19 protein-coding genes and 1 pseudogene are annotated in these 21,511 nt (G+C 63.3%); 12 read left to right on the top strand and 8 right to left on the bottom strand.

Annotation, left to right across the window (positions count from 1 at the left end):
* Positions 1-44 precede the first annotated feature (44 nt).
* Positions 45-449: a PRC-barrel domain-containing protein gene (locus tag B0G80_RS30935; protein ID WP_181196487.1), complete on the bottom strand. Its 405-nt coding sequence runs from the start codon at positions 447-449 to the stop codon at positions 45-47.
* Positions 450-714: 265 nt separating this feature from the next.
* On the opposite strand from B0G80_RS30935, the gene glgX reads away from it, so the two are divergent.
* The 3 genes from glgX (at position 715) to B0G80_RS30920 (ending at position 5,441) form a co-directional block, all read left to right on the top strand.
* Complete coding sequence (glgX, locus tag B0G80_RS30930) at positions 715-2,931, top strand: glycogen debranching protein GlgX (RefSeq protein ID WP_116121726.1); 2,217 nt, start codon at positions 715-717, stop codon at positions 2,929-2,931.
* Positions 2,932-3,079: 148 nt separating this feature from the next.
* Positions 3,080-3,259, top strand: a complete 180-nt coding sequence (locus tag B0G80_RS30925; protein ID WP_106278084.1) for a DUF2934 domain-containing protein — start codon at positions 3,080-3,082, stop codon at positions 3,257-3,259.
* 148 nt (positions 3,260-3,407) lie between these two features.
* Positions 3,408-5,441: an AI-2E family transporter gene (locus tag B0G80_RS30920; RefSeq protein WP_116121725.1), complete on the top strand. Its 2,034-nt coding sequence runs from the start codon at positions 3,408-3,410 to the stop codon at positions 5,439-5,441.
* 135 nt (positions 5,442-5,576) lie between these two features.
* Here the strand turns inward: B0G80_RS30920 and B0G80_RS30915 are convergent, their stop codons facing one another.
* On the bottom strand, positions 5,577-5,759 hold the full coding sequence (locus B0G80_RS30915) for a hypothetical protein (protein WP_116121724.1): 183 nt from the start codon (positions 5,757-5,759) through the stop codon (positions 5,577-5,579).
* 28 nt (positions 5,760-5,787) lie between these two features.
* Positions 5,788-7,353, bottom strand: a complete 1,566-nt coding sequence (locus B0G80_RS30910; protein ID WP_116123781.1) for an FAD-dependent oxidoreductase — start codon at positions 7,351-7,353, stop codon at positions 5,788-5,790.
* A gap of 300 nt (positions 7,354-7,653) precedes the next feature.
* Here B0G80_RS30910 and B0G80_RS30905 point away from each other — a divergent pair, with 300 nt between their 5' ends.
* From B0G80_RS30905 to B0G80_RS30895, 3 genes are all read left to right on the top strand, one after another.
* Complete coding sequence (locus tag B0G80_RS30905) at positions 7,654-9,807, top strand: hybrid sensor histidine kinase/response regulator (protein WP_181920100.1); 2,154 nt, start codon at positions 7,654-7,656, stop codon at positions 9,805-9,807.
* 142 nt (positions 9,808-9,949) lie between these two features.
* Complete coding sequence (locus B0G80_RS30900; RefSeq protein ID WP_116121722.1) at positions 9,950-10,246, top strand: hypothetical protein; 297 nt, start codon at positions 9,950-9,952, stop codon at positions 10,244-10,246.
* A 136-nt stretch (positions 10,247-10,382) separates the two neighbouring features.
* The gene (locus B0G80_RS30895; RefSeq protein ID WP_116121721.1) at positions 10,383-11,405 is read left to right on the top strand and encodes an alpha/beta hydrolase; all 1,023 of its coding nucleotides are present in this window, start codon (positions 10,383-10,385) and stop codon (positions 11,403-11,405) included.
* Between the two features lie 16 nt (positions 11,406-11,421).
* Here B0G80_RS30895 and B0G80_RS30890 read toward each other — a convergent pair whose 3' ends face one another.
* Together B0G80_RS30890 and B0G80_RS30885 are read right to left on the bottom strand one after the other, a co-directional pair.
* The gene (locus B0G80_RS30890) at positions 11,422-11,841 is read right to left on the bottom strand and encodes a secondary thiamine-phosphate synthase enzyme YjbQ (RefSeq protein ID WP_116121720.1); all 420 of its coding nucleotides are present in this window, start codon (positions 11,839-11,841) and stop codon (positions 11,422-11,424) included.
* Between the two features lie 56 nt (positions 11,842-11,897).
* Positions 11,898-12,218, bottom strand: a complete 321-nt coding sequence (locus B0G80_RS30885) for a thioredoxin family protein (RefSeq protein WP_116121719.1) — start codon at positions 12,216-12,218, stop codon at positions 11,898-11,900.
* A gap of 238 nt (positions 12,219-12,456) precedes the next feature.
* Between B0G80_RS30885 and B0G80_RS30880 the strand changes: the two genes are divergently transcribed.
* From B0G80_RS30880 to B0G80_RS30865, 4 genes and pseudogenes are all read left to right on the top strand, one after another.
* Positions 12,457-12,753, top strand: coding sequence for a DUF2628 domain-containing protein (locus B0G80_RS30880; protein WP_116121718.1), 297 nt, complete (start codon positions 12,457-12,459; stop codon positions 12,751-12,753).
* A gap of 186 nt (positions 12,754-12,939) precedes the next feature.
* The gene (locus tag B0G80_RS30875) at positions 12,940-14,274 is read left to right on the top strand and encodes a sugar efflux transporter (protein WP_116121717.1); all 1,335 of its coding nucleotides are present in this window, start codon (positions 12,940-12,942) and stop codon (positions 14,272-14,274) included.
* A gap of 365 nt (positions 14,275-14,639) precedes the next feature.
* Positions 14,640-15,680, top strand: a pseudogene (gene gnd, locus B0G80_RS30870) (phosphogluconate dehydrogenase (NAD(+)-dependent, decarboxylating)); the annotation flags it as partial.
* Positions 15,681-15,695: 15 nt separating this feature from the next.
* A complete protein-coding gene (locus tag B0G80_RS30865) occupies positions 15,696-16,388 on the top strand; it encodes an HAD family hydrolase (RefSeq protein ID WP_116121715.1) in 693 nt (230 codons plus the stop codon).
* An 81-nt stretch (positions 16,389-16,469) separates the two neighbouring features.
* Here B0G80_RS30865 and B0G80_RS30860 read toward each other — a convergent pair whose 3' ends face one another.
* Entirely contained in the window at positions 16,470-17,006 is a 537-nt protein-coding gene (locus tag B0G80_RS30860; RefSeq protein ID WP_116121714.1) for an ankyrin repeat domain-containing protein, read from the bottom strand.
* 124 nt (positions 17,007-17,130) lie between these two features.
* Entirely contained in the window at positions 17,131-17,256 is a 126-nt protein-coding gene (locus tag B0G80_RS47345) for a hypothetical protein (RefSeq protein WP_012427141.1), read from the bottom strand.
* A 399-nt stretch (positions 17,257-17,655) separates the two neighbouring features.
* Here B0G80_RS47345 and B0G80_RS30855 point away from each other — a divergent pair, with 399 nt between their 5' ends.
* Entirely contained in the window at positions 17,656-20,049 is a 2,394-nt protein-coding gene (locus B0G80_RS30855) for a phosphoketolase (RefSeq protein WP_116121713.1), read from the top strand.
* A gap of 13 nt (positions 20,050-20,062) precedes the next feature.
* Complete coding sequence (locus B0G80_RS30850; protein WP_116123780.1) at positions 20,063-21,223, top strand: acetate/propionate family kinase; 1,161 nt, start codon at positions 20,063-20,065, stop codon at positions 21,221-21,223.
* Positions 21,224-21,226: 3 nt separating this feature from the next.
* Here B0G80_RS30850 and B0G80_RS30845 read toward each other — a convergent pair whose 3' ends face one another.
* Positions 21,227-21,487 carry a BON domain-containing protein gene (locus B0G80_RS30845; protein ID WP_116121712.1) on the bottom strand — a complete coding sequence of 87 codons (261 nt, stop codon included), beginning with the start codon at positions 21,485-21,487 and terminating at the stop codon, positions 21,227-21,229.
* Positions 21,488-21,511 lie beyond the last annotated feature (24 nt).

Genomic DNA, 21,511 nt, shown 5'->3' with positions numbered 1-21,511 from the left:
AAGGCCGGGCCCTTGCAGCCGGTCAACGAAATTAAAACCCTCTCTCAATCCGGTGCGTACTTGAATTCAGGTAGCGCCTCGAGCGATTTCTTCGTGGCCTCTGGCAGTACCACCCGGCGGTTGTTGATCTGTAAGTCGTTAAACGGCACGGCGACTAGATGTTTGCCCATGCCCAGAAATCCGCCTACCGACAGAATGGCGTATGTGCTGCGATCACCGCTCGGCGAGACGATCAGATCGTCCAGCGTGCCGATCGTGTCCTTCGTTTTGTTGTAAACATCGGCGCCACTCAGCTTCGACGCGCGGTAGCCGCTGGCGAGTTGCACCACGTCCGTACGTCTTTCGGTGATGGCCTGAGGCGCGCCCTGAGCGTACGCGTTGCCGTACGACGCCAGCGTGGCGAGAAGCAGGGCGGTGGCGGCCAGCGGTTTGATCTGTATTCGTTGCATGATGATTTCTCCCTGATGGCATATGCGGCGCTTCTCATGCCGCCGCTTCACTGAATCAGTTTTCACCCTGCTGCTGCAAGAGTTGTGCCGCGCCGCGCACGCAGCCGTGTCGAACCTTTCAGGTCTGGAATTTGCTAAATCAGCGGGCTGCTGTTCGAAGCTCCGATCGCGCATTCCATGTCGCCGGAGACGCCTGCATCGACTGAATCACGCTTGCACTAAACAAACACGCGCGCCCGCGCCTCTAGCTTCCACAGGAACCCCTATGTCATCCCAGACCAATTACTCGACGCGCATCTCGGAAGGCACGCCTTTTCCGCTTGGCGCGACATGGAACGGAAGCGGTGTCAATTTCGCGCTGTTCTCGGCGCACGCCACCAAGGTCGAACTATGTCTGTTCGATGAAACCGGCGAAAACGAAATCGAACGCATCGAACTGCCGGAATATACCGACGAGGTGTGGCACGTGTTCGTGCCGAACCTCAAACCGGGCGCGGTTTACGGCTATCGCGTGCACGGCCCTTATGAACCGGAGAAGGGCCATCGTTTCAATCCGAACAAGCTGTTGCTCGATCCCTATGCAAAGGCGCATATCGGCGAGCTCAAATGGGCGCCGGAAATCTTCGGCTATACGCTGGATTCCGAACAGGGCGACCTGTCTTTCGACGAGCGCGACAGCGCGCCCTTCGTGCCCAAGTGCAAGGTGGTCGATGCCAACTTTTCGTGGAGTCATCCTGAACGGAACGCGTTGCCGTGGGAGCGCGTAATTTTTTACGAAGCCCATGTGCGGGGATTTACCAAACGGCATCCAGAAGTACCGGAAGATCTGCGCGGCACGTTCGCCGGACTCGGTCAGCAGGTCGTGCTCGACTACATCAGGAACCTCGGTGTGACGTCAGTCGAACTGATGCCCGTCCAGACCTTTGTTAACGACAGTTATCTGCTGGAGAAGGGCCTCACCAATTACTGGGGTTACAACACAATAGGTTTCTTCGCGGCCGACCCACGTTTCTTCGCGTCGTCGACTGATTCGGTGGGCGAGTTCAAGGAGATGGTGGACCGCTTTCACAACAACAATCTCGAAGTCATTCTCGACGTGGTCTACAACCACACCGCGGAAGGCAACGAGCGTGGCCCGACGATCTCGTTCAAGGGCATCGACAACGCATCGTACTACCGCCTGATGCCCGACGAGCCGCGCTACTACATCAACGATACCGGGACCGGCAACACGCTGAATCTGTCGCACCCGCGCGTGCTGCAGATGGTGACCGACAGCCTGCGCTACTGGGTGACGGAAATGAAGGTGGACGGTTTCCGTTTCGATCTCGCCACGATTCTTGGCCGCGAGCAGCACGGCTTCGACGAAGGCGGCGGCTTCCTCGACAGTTGCCGGCAGGACCCGGTGCTCTCTAGCGTGCGGCTGATTGCCGAGCCGTGGGATTGCGGCCCGGGCGGCTATCAGGTCGGTGGCTTTCCGCCCGGCTGGGCCGAATGGAACGACCGCTTTCGCGACACGGTGCGCGAATACTGGAAGGGTGACGAAGGCAAGGTGCCCGATCTCGCCACGCGTCTCACCGGTTCGGGCGACAAGTTCAATCATCGCGGCCGCCGGCCGTGGGCCAGCGTGAACTTCATCGCCGCGCACGACGGCTTCACGCTGAACGATCTGGTCTCGTACAACGACAAACACAACGAAGCCAACGGCGAGGACAACAAGGACGGCCACTCCGACAACAAGTCCTGGAACATGGGCGTGGAAGGTCCGACCGACGACCCGGACATTCGCCAACAGCGCGAGCGCCAGAAACGCAATCTGCTGGCCACGTTGCTGCTTTCGCAAGGCACGCCGATGATACTCGCGGGCGATGAATTCGGCCGTACGCAGCAGGGCAACAACAACGCCTATTGTCAGGACAACGAGATCAGTTGGGTGAATTGGGACGCCATCGACGACGACGGCCGCGCGCTCATCGAGTTCGTCAAGAATCTGACCACGTTGCGCCACCGTCTGCCGGTTTTGCGGCGTGGCCGCTTTATCATCGGTGAATATAACGAGGCGCTGGACGTGACCGACGCGCGTTGGCTCTCGCCCGACGGCACGGATCTCTCGCAGGAACAGTGGGACGATCCGTCGATGCGCTGCTTCGGCCTCGTGATAGACGGCCGCGCGCAGGCGAGCGGCATTCGCCGTCCGGCTTCGGACGCGACCTTGCTGCTGGTGCTGAACGCTCACCACGATGTCGTCAACTTTACGCTGCCCGACATTCCCGACGGCGATCAGTGGACCTGCCTGCTCGATACCAACATGCCGGTGCGTTCAGAATTGCCGCTGTTCAGCACCGGCGACGCGTATCAGGTGACGGGACGCTCACTCCTGCTGTTCGCACTCGACACACCGAACCGCGCGACGCAGCGTGTATTCGACCGCCTCGAAGAGCAGCTCACCACTGACGAAAGCGAACCCGCCGCGGGAGCTTGACGCAATAAGGCCTGAAACGCTGTCGAGCTCGCGCTGCCGGGTATAGCGCTTGCTCGATTGCAAGGACTGCGCGCATGCCGCTGTTGGGCGGCGGGTTGCGTGCAGCGCAGCCGATATCGGCCCACGCCAGGTCAACCGAGGTGATCAAATGGAACAGGAACAAACCTCTCAAGAGGAACAGATTCGCACGCGCGCTTATTACCTGTGGGAGCAGGCTGATGAACCGAAAGGCACGCCTGACGAGTATTGGGACCAGGCACGCGCCGACATCGAGAAGGAAGCACCACCAGTGGAAAGTGGGCCGGTCTCTGGCGAGCCATCGAAGTAAGTGAGCTATCGCGACGGGACAAAGATTGAACGCATGAGCGAGGCACGACATGGCGTCGGCACGTCGACAGTATCGACGTGCTCAACTCGCCTCGTCGGTCTCGCCTGACAGGAATGCGAACTGAGCAGAACCGGACAGACTGGCGCACATGAAGGACATCCCCGAACCGCGCGGCGTGAGGCCGGCCACCCACATTCGCGCGCCCGCCACGGCCTTTGGCCTCGACAGCCTGATCTCACTCGCGGTGGGCATCACCGTGGTCGCTTGCCTGTATTTCGCGAGCGCCGTGCTAATTCCAATCACGCTTGCGATTCTGCTCAGCTTTCTTGTCGCGCCGCTCGCCAACGCGTTGATGCGTTTGCGGCTCGGACATGTAGCGTCCGTGTTCGCCGCCGTGGTGATCTCGGTGTCGGTGATCGGCCTGCTCGGCGCGGTGATCGCCACGCAACTGACCGATCTGGCGGCCGGCATGCCACGTTATCAGGCGACCATCGAGCAGAAGATGGAAACGATGCACAGCCTGACCATCGGCAAACTGAACGGGTTTGCAAGCGCCGCCGGCCAGGCGCTGCAACGCGCGACGGTCGAGCCGCCGCAGATCGCGCCGCGGCCTGGCCCGGTGTCGCGCGGCACGGCGCATTCGACATCTGGCGAACCCGCCGCCGTGCCGGTCGAAGTGCGCGAGCCGGTGCCGACGCCGTTCGAGCTCGCGAGACGCGTGTTGTCGCCGGCAATTAGTCCGCTCGAAACGGCCTTTATCGTTTTTGTCGTGATGGTGGTGATCCTGCTGCAACGCGACGATTTGCGCGACCGCGCAATCCGTCTGTTCGGCTCGCGCGACCTGCACCGCACGACCACAGTCATGGACGAAGCCGCGCGGCGTTTGAGCCGCTACTTCGTTTCGCAACTCGGCCTGAATGCGGGCGTCGGCGTGATCATCGGCACGGGGCTGTTCATGATCGGTGTGCCGAGTCCGATTCTGTGGGGCATTCTCGCGGCGCTGCTTCGGCTCGTGCCTTACGTCGGCATCTGGATTTCGGCGACGCTGGCCACCGCGCTCGCCGCCGCCGTGAGTCCAGGCTGGACGATGGCGATCTGGTCGATGGCGCTGTTCGTCAGCGTGGAAGTGCTGGTGGGGCAAATCGTCGAGCCGCTGCTGTATGGACGCAGCACCGGCCTCTCGCCGTTTTCGGTCGTGGTGGCCGCGATTTTCTGGAGCTGGATCTGGGGGCCGATAGGCTTGATTCTGTCGACGCCGTTGACGCTTTGCCTGCTGGTGCTCGGCCGGCATGTGCGGCGCCTGGAATTTCTCGACGTGCTGTTGGGCGACCAGCCGGCGTTGACGCCGGTCGAAAACTTTTATCAGCGTGCGCTGGCCGGCGACCCGGACGAAGCGATCGAGCAAGCCGAACTGCTGCTGCGCGAGCGCTCCCTGTCGGCATATTACGACGAGGTGGCGATCAAGGGCCTGCAACTCGCGGCCAACGATGTCATGCGTGGCAGCGTCACGGCGACGCAGCTTGCACGCATCGAGGCGACGACGAACGACCTCGTGGACGGCCTCGACGGTTATGACGACAACGAGCCGGCGACCTCTGCCACGGGCGAAACCTGGACCGCGGTGGGGCCGCTGGCGCCTTCAGCTTCCGGCGCCTCCGATGATGCACAAGCTGAAGCAGCGAATCCACGGCCCGTTACGCCAGGCAATTTGGCAGAAGCCGGCACGAACCAGTCTTCGCTCCCCGCGAGCAGTCGCGTGCTGTGCATTCCCGGACGCGGCCCGCTCGACGCATTGGCGACAACCATCCTGTTGCAGTTGCTGGGCAAACACGGGTTCATCTCGCGTGCGTTGCCGCATGAGGCCGCATCGCGCTCGTCGATCGATCAGCTCGACGCGGACGATGTCGGCATCGTCTGCATTCTCTACTTGCAGATCGACGGCATTCCGTCGCACTTGCGCTATCTGGTCAGGCGCATTCGCGCACGCTTGCCGAACGTGTCGATCGTGGTCGGATTGTGGGCGGCGGAAGATACGGAGAAGTGGAGCGCGGACCTGCAAAGCGCAATCGGGGCGGAGTGTTATGCGAGCACGCTGCAGGAAATTCTCACGGCTTGCGGGCGTGTGGAGACAGCGAGAAGCCGGACCGAGGAAGAACTATCCGTCGTCGCGGTCAATGGTTAACTCGCCACGATGCCATTGACGGTGGTTCTCTTTGCGCGGCAATGCTATTGCGGGGCGTCTGAACGGTGCGATACCTCATTAAAAAAACCGCCCGCCGGCAATCCGGCTGGGCGGTTCATCTCCGCTTGGCGCGGCCTAGTGCGCAGCCGGTTTCTTTGCGTCCGATTTGTCTTTCGTAGCGGCTTCCTTGTCGGGGACGATCTTCGTCGTGCCGCCGGTGGAAGGCGGATCGCTCGCGGGGAAGCTGTCTTCGACCTGCTTGTCAATCTGCTTCTCGCTCTTGTTCGAGTGCGGGTGCTTTTCCTTGTGTTCTGTCATCGCGTTTCTCCTTCAGGTTACCGGTTATTCATTTCGTGACACACGAAGCGCCGCCGACAATCGCCAACGCTTCCGCGCGCGACACGCCGCCTCTCATCGCATCGATCAGCCGCGCGGTGTGCGCTTCGCGTTCGCAGGCGAGCACGGCGACCACCTTGTCGTTCTTCACATACAGCGAGACGAATTGCTGACGATCGAGGTCGCCATCGGTCACGATCTCGTCCCACTCGCTCGCATGGCCGAGATACTCGAAGTTCTTGCCGAAGTGATAGGTCCAGAAATACGGCACGCCGACATAGCGATGACGCGCGCCGCACATGTTTTGCGCGGCGATGCGCGCGTGCTGCTGCGCGACGCGCCAATGTTCGATACGCACCGGTTCCTGATCTTCATGCAAAGGAAACACGGCGATATCGCCCGCCGCGTAGAGACCGCACGCAGCCTGCATGCCCGCATTGACGAGCACGCCGCCGTCTTTCTGCAGGGGCAGGCCTTCGACAAAACCTGTGGCCGGCGTTACGCCCGTGCCCAACAGCACGATGTCGGCGGCGACATGCTCGCCGTTTTCGAGCATCACCTGATGCACGTTGCCTTCTTCGCCTTCGAGCGAAGCGACCTTCGCTTCGAGATGGAACACCACGCCGTTGCGCTCGTGAAGCTCGCGGAACATCGCGCCCGCGCGCTCGCCAAATTGCCTGGCGAACGGTACTTTCTCGGGCGATATGACGGTCACCGGCGTGCCGCGTTTGCGTAGCGCGGAAGCCGTTTCGAGTCCGATGAAGCTGCTGCCCAGAATGACGACCTGAGTCTGGGCGGCATCGTCGCCGACGGCGTCGACGAGCGCGGCGGCATCGTCGAGACTGCGCAGCACGTGTACGCCGCCGAGCTCCACACCGGGAATGTGGGGAAGCTTCGGCACGCTGCCAGTCGCAAGCAAGGCCGTGTCGTAAGTCAGGGCGGCGCCGCTTTCGAAATGAATCGTGCGGGCGGGCACATCGAGCCGCGCAACCTTCTGGACGATCCGTTCGACGTCGTGCCGCTCGAGCCAGTCCGGCGCCAGAAGCGGCGGTACATCCGTGGGCGCCATTTCACCGGACGGCACGAATTTGCTTAGCGAAGTGCGGTCGTAGGGCGCATGCGCCTCATAGCCTACGAGCGTGATGCGGCCGCCAAAGCCACACTCGCGCAGAGCCGCGCAAGCGGCGGCGCCTGCCGCGCCCGCGCCGATCACCACGTAATGCGGTTGTTTGTCGCTGGCATTGCGCACCGGCTGCAGGATTTTTTCCGGCGTGACCATCACGTCGTCGCCTGCGACCACCACGGGATAGCGGTCGAGCGCGACCAGCGCGGGCGGTTCGCGCACATTGCCGGTGGCGACGTCGAACGTCCCCTTGTGCCATGGACAGATGATCCGGCCGTGGCAGAGCGCGCCTTCTTCGAGTGGACCGCCGGCGTGCGGGCAATCGGCGGAATAGGCGTGCACGGTATCGCCGTCGCGCACCAGCAGAATCTTTTCGTCGTTCACCACGACACGTTCAGCGCGGTCGGTTCGCAATTGCGAGAGCTGAGCGACGCATAGAGGTGTCGTGGGCATGGCCGGTTCCTCGCGGACGATGGAATAAGAAAACACAGCGTAGAACAGCGCGAGCCGTGCAAAGCGCAGGATCACGCCGCGATACAGCACGCCTTGCAGGCCGCCGAACTCTTACGCAGCAGCAATCCATGTGCCTAGCCGCACGCGCCGCTGCAAGCGCGCTCTTGCTCGGCCGCCGCACTATGGAGAACGGCCGAAGTGCGGTAAATTCGGGGAAAAGGAAATAGCGCACGAACATGCGGCGAGCGTGCCGCGCCATGGTGTCCCTGACCTGTGTTGAACCTTATGGAGATCGTGACCGTGCAACGTGCGGAACGTGCAGCAGTCGATTTCCCCATGCCGTCGCGCAATTTCGCGGCAACGCGGCGCATGCTGCTGATCGTTCTCGCCGTTTCGATTGTGTTTCCTCTGATCTGCCTTGCGGGCTACGGCTACTTCGATTACCAGCGCCGGATCGCCGATTCGAACGACATGATCGACCGGCTCGCGCGCGTCGCGGAGGAACAGGCCGCCAAGGTGCTGGACCTGAACCAGCAGATGTCATCGCGCATCGTCGAACTGCTCGGCAACGACGACGACGCGCAAATCCGCGCGCGCGAAGCGATGCTGCACGACCGTCTGCGTGGAATCGGCGGCGACTTTCCGCAGGTCTCGTCTATCTATCTGCTCGGCGCGAAGGGCGACCTACTGGTGTCGAGCCGCACGTTTCCCGCGCCCGCCCTGTCGATTGCCCAGCGCGAAGACTTCACCAGCGCGAAAGCGATGCGCCCGCAGCCGTATTTTTCGCTGCCGATGTTCGGCCCGCTATCACAGACCAATGTGTTCACCACCGCGACGGGCCGCTCCGACGCCAACGGCCAGTTTCTTGGCGTGGTCTCGGTGGCGTTGCGCAACGAATACTTCTCGCGCTTCTATCGTGAACTGACCAACGGCGATGCGTCGCTGGCGCTCGGCCTGTATCGCCAGGACGGCAACCTGCTGGTGCGCTACCCGCCGTGGCCGGCGGGCGCGAAGCCCAGTCCGCAGAGCAAATTCACGCAGGCGTTGCGAGACAAACAACTGTCCGGCCATGTCCGTTTGAATTCCAGCGTGGATGGCGTGGAGCGGCTGCTGGCGTTTCGCCGTGTCGGCGACTATCCGCTCTATGTGATGAGCGCCTATGCCACTTCGTCGATCGGCGAAGCATGGCGGCGGCACTTCATCATGATCGCGGCATTGACTGCGCTGCCTTGCCTCGCCATCTGGCTGCTGGTGGTCTACTCACTGCGTCAGCTCGAAGGCGAGCGTCGGGCTTGGGAACGCTGGCAGGGCGAAGTGGCGATGCGTCTGTCCGCCGAAGCCGCGAGCCGGCAACTTCAGCGCATGGGCGCGCTCGGCAATCTTGTCGCCAACGTCGCGCACGATTTCAACAATCTGCTGATGGTGGTGTCCGCCAACACGGAACTCGCGCGGCTCAAGCGCTTCAACAACGTTGAGAAAGAAGTGCTGGCGGTGGAGCGTGCCACCGCCACCGCCGAATCGCTCACGCGACGCCTTCTGAGCGTGGCGCGCAAGCAGCCGCTCAAACAGCGGCCGCTCGAACTCGCCACGTGGCTGCCCGCCGCCGTGCCACTGATCGACGCCGCGCTTGGCGATAAGGTGGAGCTGGCCTTGAACATGGTCGATCAGGTCTGGCAGGTGCTGGCCGATCCGACCGATCTCGAATTCGCGATCATGAACCTGGCCGTCAACGCGCGCGATGCGATGCCGCGCGGCGGACGCTTCGTGATTCGTTGCCAGAACAACCGGCTGGTCGCAAGCGATACCTTGCTGCCCGACGGCGAATACGTGCTGATTGCCTGTTCCGACGACGGCGAGGGCATGCCCGAAGCCGTCGCGCGGCGCGCCTTCGAGCCGCTTTTCACCACCCGGCTGCACGGTTCGGGCACGGGCCTCGGCCTCGCACAGGTGCTTTCCATGTGCGAGCAGGCGGGCGGTACAGCGAAGATCGACAGTGTGCCGGGCAGCGGCACGACGGTGCGGCTATATTTGCCGCGCTATCGCGAACGCCAGAAGGCGGCGACGGTGCAGAGCGGGACAGTCCCAGCGCCGGTGCCGGCGCCGAGCGGCGTCGTGCTGCTGGTCGAAGACAACGAAGATGTCGCGGCAGGCGTGGCGGCGGTCTTGGAGACCTTCGGTTGCGAGGTGCGCCATGAACCCACCGCCGACCAGGCGCTCGACGTCCTCACGGGCGGCGCACGCTTCGAACTCGTGCTGTCCGACATCCAGATGCCCGGCAAGCTCAACGGCATCGACCTCGCCGAGAAGGTGCGCAGCGCGTGGCCGTCGCAGAAGATCGCCCTGATGACCGGCTACGCCGACGAACTCGAACGTGCACGCCGGCTCGGCGTGGCGATACTCGCCAAGCCATTCAACATCGACGAATTGCACGCGCTGGTGGCGTGTGAACCATAGGCTCGCTGTTGGCGGTACCCCGCGTGGGATGTTCGAAGTGCTCCATGACTCGCGGCACACCCCTTGCTGAGAGAAAGACGAGGTATGCGCATCTGGTCGAACCGGTTGGCGCAACCCGCTTCTTTTCGCACGGGAGAAAGTCATGAACCTCGGAAACAAGACTCGCAGCGCAATCCTTATCTCGGCGATGCTCGCCGCTTCCTCGATCGCGATGGCACAGGGCAGCGGAGGCGGCGGTGGCGGTCCGGCAGGCAACGACCCGAGCGCGGGCACCAATGCCGGCGCGACGCGTGAAGGCGGCGACATGCAGGCATCGGGCGCAATGGCGCATTCAAAGTCGACTAAAAAGCATCACATGAAGTCGTCGAAGACGAAGCCGGCAACCGATTCGACCAATATGCCGGGCGCCGACGCGAGCAGCGATACAAAGGGGCAGTAGCGCAGACATAGCCCGAATTGCACTTCGTCCATAGGTATAGCGCTTGCTGAATTCGACCGCATGCACGGTTGTCGAGCGCCGGTCCTGAAAGCCTCCGATGAGTCCGTGCCCCTTCATTTTTTGCAGGAGCATGGACATGACACTCGGCGATACGATCAAAGGCATGGTCGGCATGGATCCAACGGGACATGCCGACCCCGACATGAAGGCGGTGCTCGACGCGTTCGCGAGTCTGAACCCGAAGCCCATCGAAGAGTGCACGGTGGAGGAGGCAAGGCGCCAGCCAACGCCCGCCGACGCCGTCAAAAAGCTGATGCAGGACCCCGCATTCAGTGCGCGACCCGCGCTCGAACTGGAGGCGGTGCGCACCCAGGACATCATGATTCCCGGCGCGGCCGGCAGCAATCCGGCGCGGGTCTACACGCCGCAAGGCGAAGGGCCGTTCCCGCTCATTCTGTATTTTCACGGCGGCGGCTGGGTGATTGCCGACCTCGATACCTACGACGCCACGCCGCGTTCGATGGCGGCGCTCAGCCGGGCCATCGTGGTGTCCGCGCATTACCGGCAGGCGCCCGAACACCGTTTGCCCGCCGCGCATGACGACGCGTTCGCCGCGTGGCACTGGCTGATCGGGAACGCGGCGAACCTCGGTGGCGACCCCGGCAAGATCGCGATCATGGGCGAGAGCGCCGGCGCCAATCTGGCGATCAACGTGTCGATCCGCGCGCGCAACAGCGGTGTCCGCATGCCGATGCACCAGGCGCTCATCTATCCGGTGGCGAGCAACAACATCGTGTCGATCTCTTATGAAGAGAACCGTAACGCTAAACCCTTGAACAAGCCGATGATGCTGTGGTTCATGCATAACGTGATCAACAGCGAGAGCGATCTCACCAGTCCGTTAATCGACGTAGTGAGCGTGGATCTGTCACGCTTGCCGCCGGCCGTGATCGTGACGGCGGGCATCGATCCGCTGCGCTCGGACGGTGAGAAGCTCGCGCAGAAACTGCACAGCGCGGGCGTGCCGGTCGAGCATCGCAATTATCGGGGCGCGACGCACGAGTTCTTCGGCATGGCGGCGGTGGTGCAGGCGGCGCGCGACGCGCAGGCCTTCGTATCGCTCGCGCAGCGCCAGGCATTCGGCGGAGCGCCGCTGTGAGGCGGTGAGCGGGTCGTCATTCGCCGATCAGATGCAGCACGATGTCACGCTGCTGCGTGTGACGGCGATGCTCGAACAGATACAAGCCTTGCCATGTGCCGAGCACCATCTGCGCATGCTCGACCGGCACCGACAGTTGCACTTGCGTGAGCGCGGTGCGCAAATGAGCCGGCATGTCGTCCGGGCCTTCGGCGCCGTGTTCGTAGCGCTCGGCGTCTTCGGGCGCGAGGCTCGCGAAGTAGCGCTCCAGATCGCGCTGCACGGACGGGTCGGCATTCTCCTGAATCAGCAATGAGGCGGACGTATGCCGGCAAAACAGCGTCAGCAGGCCGGTGTCGATCGCCTGCGCGGCGACGAAGCGGCGCGCTTCGTCGGTGAATTCGACCAGGCCGCGGCTGCGGGCCTTGACGCTCAGGTGATGGATGGCTTGTCGCATGATCCGTGTCGGGTTGGGATGGCGCCGCGCATCAAGCGCGGCATGCACCGTGCGAACTAGAGCGACGTCAGAACGTCGGCGACTGCTGCGGCGTTGGCCGGGCGTACTACGCGCGCGACTTCCGCGCCGTCGCGCATCAGGATCAGCGTGGGCCAGAGTTTGACCTTGAACGAGCGGCCGAGCGGCCGGCCCGGGCCGTCCTCGATCTTCAGATGCCTAAGGCCGTCGTGCGGTTCGAGGGCCTGGGCAATCGACGCCTGCGCGCCCTGGCAGTAGCCGCACCAGTCCGTGCCGAATTCGACGAGGGTGGCACCCGGCAAGGCGTCGAGTTGGGCTCGCGAGGGGGCGTGAGAAGAATAGGCTGTCTGGGTTGCCATGCGTGCTCCGGAGCGGTTTAACCTTTACGGGCAAGGGTTTGCGCCGTCGTGGCGTCCCCTGCGGGCGGATTTGGCAAGAGTAGCAGCTATGCCTGGAATCGTCAGTGAGCGTGGCCTTGCCCGAATGCGCGTCGCTGTGAATTTCACGCAAACTCATAGTCTTGCCGGCATGGCGTGTTAAATATTCGTCCGGGTGTCGCCGTCGTGCGGCGAATCATCGAGGTCGGAAAGGGAAGAAATGGGCGAAAAGATTTATCTGCGATGCCCCGGCAAGGAAGAAACCGTCGCGGTGGCCACCGGCTTTAGCTGGGGCGCGTGTCTGCTGGGCTTCGTATGGGCGTTGTCGAAGAAGATGTGGTTTGCCGCTTTCGTCATGCTGGCGATCAACCTGCTGCTTTTCTGCTCGGGTCTATGGGGCGAAACCGCCGACCTGATCGGACTCGTGCTCTCGGTGCTGTTCGGTATCGCGTGCGGTATGTATGGCAATCAATGGCACCGCTGGACCTTGGAGAAACGCGGTTACGTCGTGCTGTAACGCGCGCTCGGGGAATGCTCCACGCCGTCAGCCGTGCGGAAAGCTTGCGGCGTGCAATTTTGGGACGCGGTGGCACGGGTTTACGCGCCCGCGAGCTAAGCCGATAATGCCCCGGTCGTTCCGGCCACGAAGTGTGCGGCGTGCATTGCGCGTCGCAGACTCGCTTTCCCTGACCCACCGCCCCTCGTGTTAAAGACCTCACGTTTTTTCGATCTACTGCGCATTCCCGGCTTCAAGCCGCTAGCTGCCGCGACGCTCATGCTCGGCGTGGCGATGTCGTTCACCGCTCCGTATCTCTCACTCTTCGGCGTCGAGCGCGCCGGCATGACGCCGTTCAGGCTCGGCGTGTTCATGACGCTGATCGCGGCGAGCGGGGTGCTCGCCAGCACCTTCGCGGGCCGCTGGAGCGACGCGAGCGGACGGCACCGGCCCTTGCTGCTGGCGGCACTGATCGCCGCGGCGCTCGGCTATTTGTGTTTATGCGTGGTGCGTGATTACCGGCTGCTGCTGGTGGTCGGGATCGTCTTTATCGGCGCGGGCGGCTCGGCCATTTCGATGGTGTTCTCGTTCAGCCGCGCCGCCTTGCCGGTGGCGGATCCGGCGGAGCGCGTGTTCGCCAGCGCGACCTTGCGGACCATTCTGTCGGCGGCGTGGGTGTTCGGGCCGTCGGTGGGCGCGCTGGTGCTCGCCGCCAGCAGCTTTTACGGACTTTTCCTGTTCGCCGCGGCCAGTTTCGGCGCCTGCGCGACCATCGTCTGGCGCATGCGCGAGCCGCAAGGCCACCTCGGCGATCACACGGTGGAAGACACCGCGTCGGAGCCGTCGGCTTCGATCACCGTGCCGCCGCTCACCACGCCCGGCGAAGACGCGCACGAGGATTTGCCGGGCGTCGCCTCGGCCAACGACATCGGCCGCGCGGTCGCCGCGCTCACGTTGCTCGGCCTCGCCGCCAACGCGACCATGATCGTGCTGCCGCTCTATATCGTGCACGGGCTGAACGGCACGCATCTGGACGTGTCGGTCATGCTCGGCCTCGGCGCCTTGATGGAGATTCCGATGATGCTTGCGCTCGGCGCGAAGTCGTCGGCGCTGCACAAGCCCAACTGGCTGGCCGCCTGCGCCGCGGTGCACGCGGTGTATTTCGTCGGCATGTCGCTGGCGGGAAGCGTCCACGTGCTGATTCCGATGCAGATGCTCAACGCCTTCGTGGTCGCCGTGACCTCGTGCCTCGGCATGACCTACGTGCAGGATCTGATGCCGCACGCACCCGGCCGCGCCACCGCGCTGTTCTTCAACGCGGCGCGCGTCGGCTCGATTCTGTCGGGCGTGTTGTCGGGTTTGCTGGTGCAGGCGTTCAGCTATCGCGGCACGTTTCTGTTCTGCGGCTTGCTGGCGCTGTGCGCGCTGGTGCTGTTCGCCGTGCCGGGCGATCGCTATCCGTTGATGTGGAACGCCACCAGGCGTTTTGCGCGTTCGCAATATGGCAAGCTCCAGGCCAGACAGCGGCAACGGCAGCGATAGACGCGCGGGCGGCAAGGCAAAACGAACTGTAAGAAGGCAGTCGGCCGAATCTAAGCCGGGGCGCGCCACGCCTGACAATCCAGTGCAACCGCAACCGCCAGGAACTTTACGCCGCGCAAAACCTCTGCAAAAGGGCGTATCGTCTTTCGATGCATGCGGGCGCTGCCCGCTTCGCTGCAAGAGCGCTTCAGGGCTGCTACCGTGTGTCCGGCGCGCGCGAAAAAACACCACTACAGTGAGCGTAGCCACGCGCGATCCCTGGCGCCGCGACTGAAGCGCTCAGCGAAAACGTAGCGAAGCGGCAGTAGAACGAAGCAAATCGTCGAAGCACATCCAGCAGCGCAACGAGGCACTTTCCGGAGCGAGATATGCAGCTAGGCATGATTGGATTGGGACGCATGGGCGCCGACATGGTGCGGCGCCTGACGAAGGGCGGTCAGCAGTGTATCGCCTACGACGTGCAGCCGGCGGCGGTCGAGAAGCTGAAACAGGACGGCGTGGCGGGCGCGGCATCGCTGGAAGACCTCGTCGCGCAACTCGACAAGCCGCGCGCCGTGTGGCTGATGGTGCCGGCCGCCGTGGTCGACATGACGCTGGAGAAACTCGTGCCCTTGCTGGAGCCGGGCGACATTGTGATCGACGGCGGCAACTCCTATTACCACGACGACATCCGCCGCGGCACCGAACTGGCCGAGCGCAAGCTTCACTATGTGGACGTGGGCACGAGCGGCGGCGTGGCGGGCCGCGAGCGCGGCTACTGTCTGATGATCGGCGGCGAGCCGGAAATCGTGAAGCGGCTCGAACCGATTTTCGCGACGCTCGCGCCGGGTGCTGGCTCAGAGCCGGTCACGCCGGGCCGTGTCGCCGGCTCGAGCACCGCGGAGCAGGGCTTCCTGCATTGCGGGCCGCAGGGCGCGGGGCACTTCGTCAAGATGGTTCACAACGGCATCGAGTACGGCATGATGGCCGCGTATGCCGAGGGCCTGAATATTCTGCATCACGCCGACGCCGGCAAGCACGCGCGCGAGGCCGACGCCGAAACCTCGCCGCTGCGCCGCCCCGAGTTGTATCAATACGACCTGAATCTCGCCGACGTCACCGAGGTCTGGCGGCGCGGCAGCGTGATCAGCTCCTGGCTGCTCGATCTGATCGCCGGCTCGCTCGTGAGCGACGTCGATCTGAAGAACTACGCGGGACGCGTATCCGATTCGGGTGAGGGGCGCTGGACCGTGGCGGCCGCCATCGACGAGGGTGTGCCTACGCCGGTGCTGAGCGCGGCGCTGTTTGCGCGCTTCAGCTCGCGCGGCGAGGCGGATTTCGCGAACCGGGTGCTCTCGGCCATGCGCGCTGATTTCGGTGGCCACGCCGAGAAAGCGGCCGCGCCGTCCGACAAGCCGAAAACCTGATTCCACGGAGCCGCGATGCCAGCCACCACCTCTACGCCGCACGACGTCGTCTTTCTGTTCGACTGCGACAACACCTTGCTGGACAACGACCATGTGCTCGCGGATCTGCGCGCGCACATGATGCGCGAGTTCGGCGCGGAAAACAGCGCACGGTACTGGGAAATCTTCGAGAACCTGCGCGCCGAGCTCGGCTATGCCGACTACCTGGGCGCGTTGCAGCGTTATCGCTCGGAGCGTCCGCGGGACACGCGGCTGCTGTTGATGTCGTCATTCCTGATCGAGTATCCGTTTGCGAACCGCCTGTATCCGGGCGCGCTGGATGCGCTCGATCATGTGGGCAAGCGCGGCCCCACGGTGATCCTCTCCGACGGCGACGTGGTGTTCCAGCCGCGCAAGATCGCCCGCTCGGGGCTGTGGGACGAGGTCGAAGGACGCGTGCTGATCTACATCCACAAAGAGTTGATGCTGGATCAGGTGATGGAGTGTTATCCCGCGCGCCACTATGTGATGGTGGACGACAAGCTGCGCATTCTCACGGCAATGAAAAAGGCCTGGGGCGCGAAGCTGACGACGGTGTTTCCCCGCCAGGGGCACTATGCGCTCGATCCGAAAGAGATCGCCAGTAATCCTCCTGCGGACGTGACGGTGGAGAGGATCGGCGAGTTGGCGGAGATCGATGTCGAATCTTTGGTGGCGGAGAAAGGCTAGCGGTTGGTGGCGCTCGCGCGTCTCCATGTGAAGGTCATGCATAGGAGACGCGAGAGCGCCGCGCGCCAATCACGGTTCGCTTTATGAGCCGAGTTCCTTCAGGCGCGCTTGCGCTTCGCCGGCGCCCATGCGGCCGGCCGCATCCATGGCCGTCACGCCGTTTGCATCGCGGGCCTTCGGGTCCGCGCCATGCGCAATCAGCAACTCCATGATCGCCGTGCGATTGAACATCGCGGCGATCATCAACGCGGTGCGTCCGTCCGGCGACGCGCCTTCCACATCCGCGCCATGCGCGAGCAAGCTTTCGATCACCTTGTCGAAGCCCTTGAAGGCTGCGCCCGCAATCGGCGTCTGTCCGTTGTCGTTACGCAGATTCGGATCGGCACCGCGTTCGAGCAGCGTGCGCACGGCGTCCGCATGACCGTGGTAGCTGGCGAGCATGACGAGGCTATCGCCTTTGTCGTTGCGCAGATTCGGCGGCACGCCTTTTTCGATCACCGCCGCGAGCATGGCGGCGTCGCCGCTGCGCGCGAGGTCGAAAACCTGATGCGCCAGTTCGAGCAACTCGGGGTCGATCGGCTGGCCGGGGGGCGGGGAAGTATCAACGTGGTCCGTCAAATGAAACTCCTTGCAATGAAGCCGGGCGCCCCGGGTCTGGGGAAGTCAGGAGACCCTGTGTGAAGGCGCCGGGAAGATTGCTCAGGATACACATTTTGCGCCGGCGACGCCCACGCGGCGGCGCTCAGGCGTGGCCGAACAGCTTGACCAGCAAGCCGAACACGCCGATCAGGATGGCGACGCCCGCGAACAGGAACACGCAGGTGAGAACGAGGATCAACGGCGCTTTGAGGCGGCTGGGTGTCGGCATGATCGAGTGTTCAGGTAAGAGGCGAGCAAGGCGGGATGCGCCAGATGCGGTCCGCCGTCGCGCATGCGGCACCGGAAGCTTAACGGCATCCACTTAATATGCGCTTAAAGTCTAGCGCATGCGGCGTGAGGTGGACGCTTGCCACCGTCGCGAAGTCGCAGTTGGATCAAGGTTTGACGATCGAGTCGAACCATGCGGCGCGCTTCCTGTCACACTGGGGCTCGCTGAACAAGGGCGCTCAAGCCCGCCGCCAACACGGGTTGCTACCCGTACGCTTCTCTTGTGTCGTTCGCGTGACAGGACGAGCGCCGCCGCTGATTTCTTTCGCGCCTTTTCCCGACGAACCACCGTTGCCGCATTCGCCAACCTGCCTGACAGTCCTTTTCGAGGAGTGACACCATGGCTGAAGCAACCTCCCCACCCACACCGCCGCAAACCCTGGACGCCGACACGTTGCGCAACATGGATCGCTACTGGCGGGCCTGCAACTATCTCTCTGCCGGCATGATCTATCTGCGCGACAATCCGCTGCTGCGCGAACCGCTGAAACCCGAACACATCAAGAACCGCTTGCTGGGCCATTGGGGTTCTGACCCAGGGCAGAGTTTCCTGCTCGTGCATCTGAACCGGCTGATCAAAAAGCTCGATCTGAATGTGATCTACGTAGCCGGTCCCGGTCATGGCGCGCCGGCCACGCTGGCCAATTGTTATCTGGAAGGCCACTACTCGGAAATCTATCCCGACCGCAGTGAAGACGAAGCCGGCATGCAGCGCTTCTTCCGGCAGTTCTCGTTTCCCGGCGGCATCGGTTCGCATTGCACACCGGAGACACCCGGCTCGATTCACGAAGGCGGCGAACTCGGCTATAGCCTTTCGCACGGCTACGGCGCCGCGTTCGACAATCCCGACCTGATCGTCGCCGTGATGATCGGCGACGGCGAAGCGGAGACCGGCCCGCTCGCCACCTCGTGGCATTCGAACAAATTTCTCAACCCGATCCGCGACGGCGCGGTGTTGCCGGTACTGCATCTGAACGGCTACAAGATCGCCAACCCGACCATTCTCGCGCGCATCCCCCGCGAGGAACTCGAAGCCTTGCTGACCGGCTACGGCCACAAACCTTATTTCGTCGAAGGCGACGATCCCGCCGTCATGCATCAGCAGATGGCCGCGACCCTGGAACAATGCGTCGGCGAAATCCGCGCGATCCAGCAGCATGCGCGCGAGAACAACGACGCGTCGCGGCCGCGCTGGCCGATGATCGTGCTGCGTTCGCCCAAAGGCTGGACCGGTCCGAAGGAAGTCGACGGACACAAGGTGGAAGGCTCGTGGCGCGCGCATCAGGTGCCCGTGCTCGACCCGGTGACCAATAGCAAGAGCCTGAAGCTGGTCGAGAACTGGCTGCGCAGCTACGAGCCCGAAACGCTGTTCGACGATGCAGGGCGGCTCGTGAAAGAACTGCGCGAACTCGCGCCCGAAGGCGCGCGCCGCATCAGCGCCAATCCGCATGCGAACGGCGGTCTGCTTTGCAAGACGCTCGACATGCCGCCGTTCCGCGATTACGCGGTGGCGGTGAAAAAGCCAGGCGGCTCGTACACGTCGCCGACCGAGGTGCTCGGCAAGTTCCTGCGCGACGTGATGCGCAACAACATGACGAACTTCCGCGTGTTCGGCCCGGATGAGACTTCGAGCAACAAGCTGACCGCGATCTACGAGGCGTCGGAAAAAACCTGGCTCGCGCAAACCGTGCCGAGCGACGCCGACGGCGGCGAACTCGCGGTGGACGGCCGCGTGATGGAAATGCTCAGCGAACATACGCTCGAAGGCTGGTTCGAAGGTTATGTGCTGACCGGCCGCCACGGGTTGTTCGCCACGTACGAGGCGTTCGTCCACGTGATCGATTCGATGTTCAACCAGCACGCCAAGTGGCTGGAGAAAGCCAAACGCGATCTCGGCTGGCGTCAGCCGGTGCCGTCGATCAACCTGCTGATCACGTCGCTCGTGTGGCGTCAGGATCACAATGGCTTCACGCACCAGGACCCCGGCTTTCTGGATGTCGTCACGAATAAAAGCCCGGACGTGGTGCGCATTTATATGCCGCCGGACGCGAACTGCCTGTTGAGCGTCGCGGATCATTGCCTGCGTTCGCGCGATTACGTCAACGTGATCGTCGCCGACAAGCAGCCGCACCTGCAGTATCTCGACATGGACGCCGCCGTCACGCATTGCACCAAGGGTATCGGCATCTGGGACTGGGCGTCGACGGATCAGGGCGTCGAACCCGACGTGGTGATGGCCTGCGCCGGCGACATCCCGACCATGGAGGCGCTCGCCGCCGTGCAAATTCTGAAGGAGCAGTTCGCCGATCTGAAGATCCGTTTCGTCAATGTTGTCGACCTGTTTCGCCTGATGCCCGAGCATGCGCATCCGCACGGCCTGTCCAGCCGCGATTTCGATTCGCTGTTCACCGCGACCAAGCCGGTGATCTTCAACTTCCACTCGTATGCTTCGCTGGTACACAAGCTGACCTATAACCGCACGAACCACGACAACCTGCATGTGCACGGCTATCACGAGAAAGGCAACATCAACACGCCGCTCGAACTGGCGATCATCAATCAGGTCGATCGTTTTTCGCTGGCGATCGACGTGATCGACCGCGTGCCGAAGCTGCGCGGTGTCGGCGACCATGCGAAGGAATGGCTGCGTGGCCAGATCATCGAGCACCTGGCATATGCGCATGCCGAGGGCATCGATAAGGAAGAAATCCGCAACTGGACGTGGAAAGGCTGAGCGAGGCATGACCATGCACACTGATAACAGCGCTGACGATCAAACGATTCTGGTGTTGAACAGCGGTTCGTCGTCGCTGAAGTTCGGGCTGTTCAGGCACGCGGGCGGTGACGAATCACTGCTGCTGGAAGGCAGTGCCGAGGGCATCGGGCGCGACGACGGCAGTCTGCGGATCAAGGCGCCCGATGGCCGCGTGCTGGTTGAGCAGGAGCGCGTGCTCGAATCGCAGATCGACGCGTTGCAAAAGCTCGCGCAGGTGCTCAAGGAACAGCGTCATGCGCGACCTGCGGCGGTGGGGCATCGGGTGGTGCACGGCGGACCGCATTTGCGCGCGCATCAGCGCGTTACCGCGGACGTGCGCCGTCAATTGCAGGAGGCCGTGCACTTCGCGCCGCTGCATATTCCGCCAGCGCTTGCGTTGATCGACGAGGCCGAGAAGATTTTCGACGACGCGCCGCATTTCGCCTGTTTCGACACGGCGTTTCACGCTACGCTGCCACCGCGCGCGGCGCAACTTGCGTTGCCGCGCCGTTACGCGGAAGCCGGCGTGATGCGCTACGGCTTTCACGGGCTCTCGTATGAATCGCTGGTGACGCGGCTCGGCGCCGACTTGCCGGCGCGCGCGGTGTTCGCGCATCTCGGCAACGGTTCGAGCGTGTGCGCGTTGCGCGACGGTCAATCGATCGATACGTCGATGGGTTTGACGCCGACCGGCGGCGTGCCGATGGGCACGCGCAGCGGCGATCTGGATCCGGGCGTGCTGCTGTATCTGATGCGCGTGGAGAAGCTCGACGCGGACGCATTGGAGACGCTGCTGAACCGCCAGAGCGGTCTCGCCGGTTACGCGGACGGCGAGAGCGATATGCAGGCGCTAGAAAAACGCGCAGCGTCGGGCGATGCGAATGCGTCGCTGGCGCTCGATGCGTTTGCGACTGCCGTGCGCAAGACGATTGGCGGCTACGCGGCGCTGCTGGGTGGAATCGATTTGCTGGTGTTCACCGGCGGTATCGGCGAACACAGTCAGGAGATCCGTAAGCGCGTATGCGACGGGTTGGCTTTCATGGGGCTGACGGAAAGTGATCCGGCCAGCAAGGTGAGAGCGATTCACACGGAAGAGGAAAAGCAGATCGCGCGGCATTGCCGCGCGCTATTGCACCAGGCAACGAAGGGCTGACCTTCATTCGGCCTTGACGACGGTGTGATCCGATACGCCGGTTACACCGAACAGGCGCGTCACGTCTTCTAGCGCGGCGGTGCGTTGCTGATCGCGCTGCAGTTCGCCGCGCAGCGTGACGCGGCCGCGCGAGACATGGACTTTTACGGCGTGTTCGGGGACCGCGGCGTCCCAGGCGAGACGGCGGGTCGCCTCTGCGGCGATTTGTGCGTCGCTCAAACGCGCGCTGTTCGCTTTGTGCTTCGCGGAGTGGGCGTGAGGCATGGGTTGATTCTCCACAGAAGGGTA

It is taken from the genome of Paraburkholderia sp. BL6669N2 (assembly GCF_003387275.1).
Taxonomy (GTDB): Bacteria; Pseudomonadota; Gammaproteobacteria; order Burkholderiales; family Burkholderiaceae; genus Paraburkholderia.
This window is presented reverse-complemented; position numbering and strand designations above follow the sequence as displayed.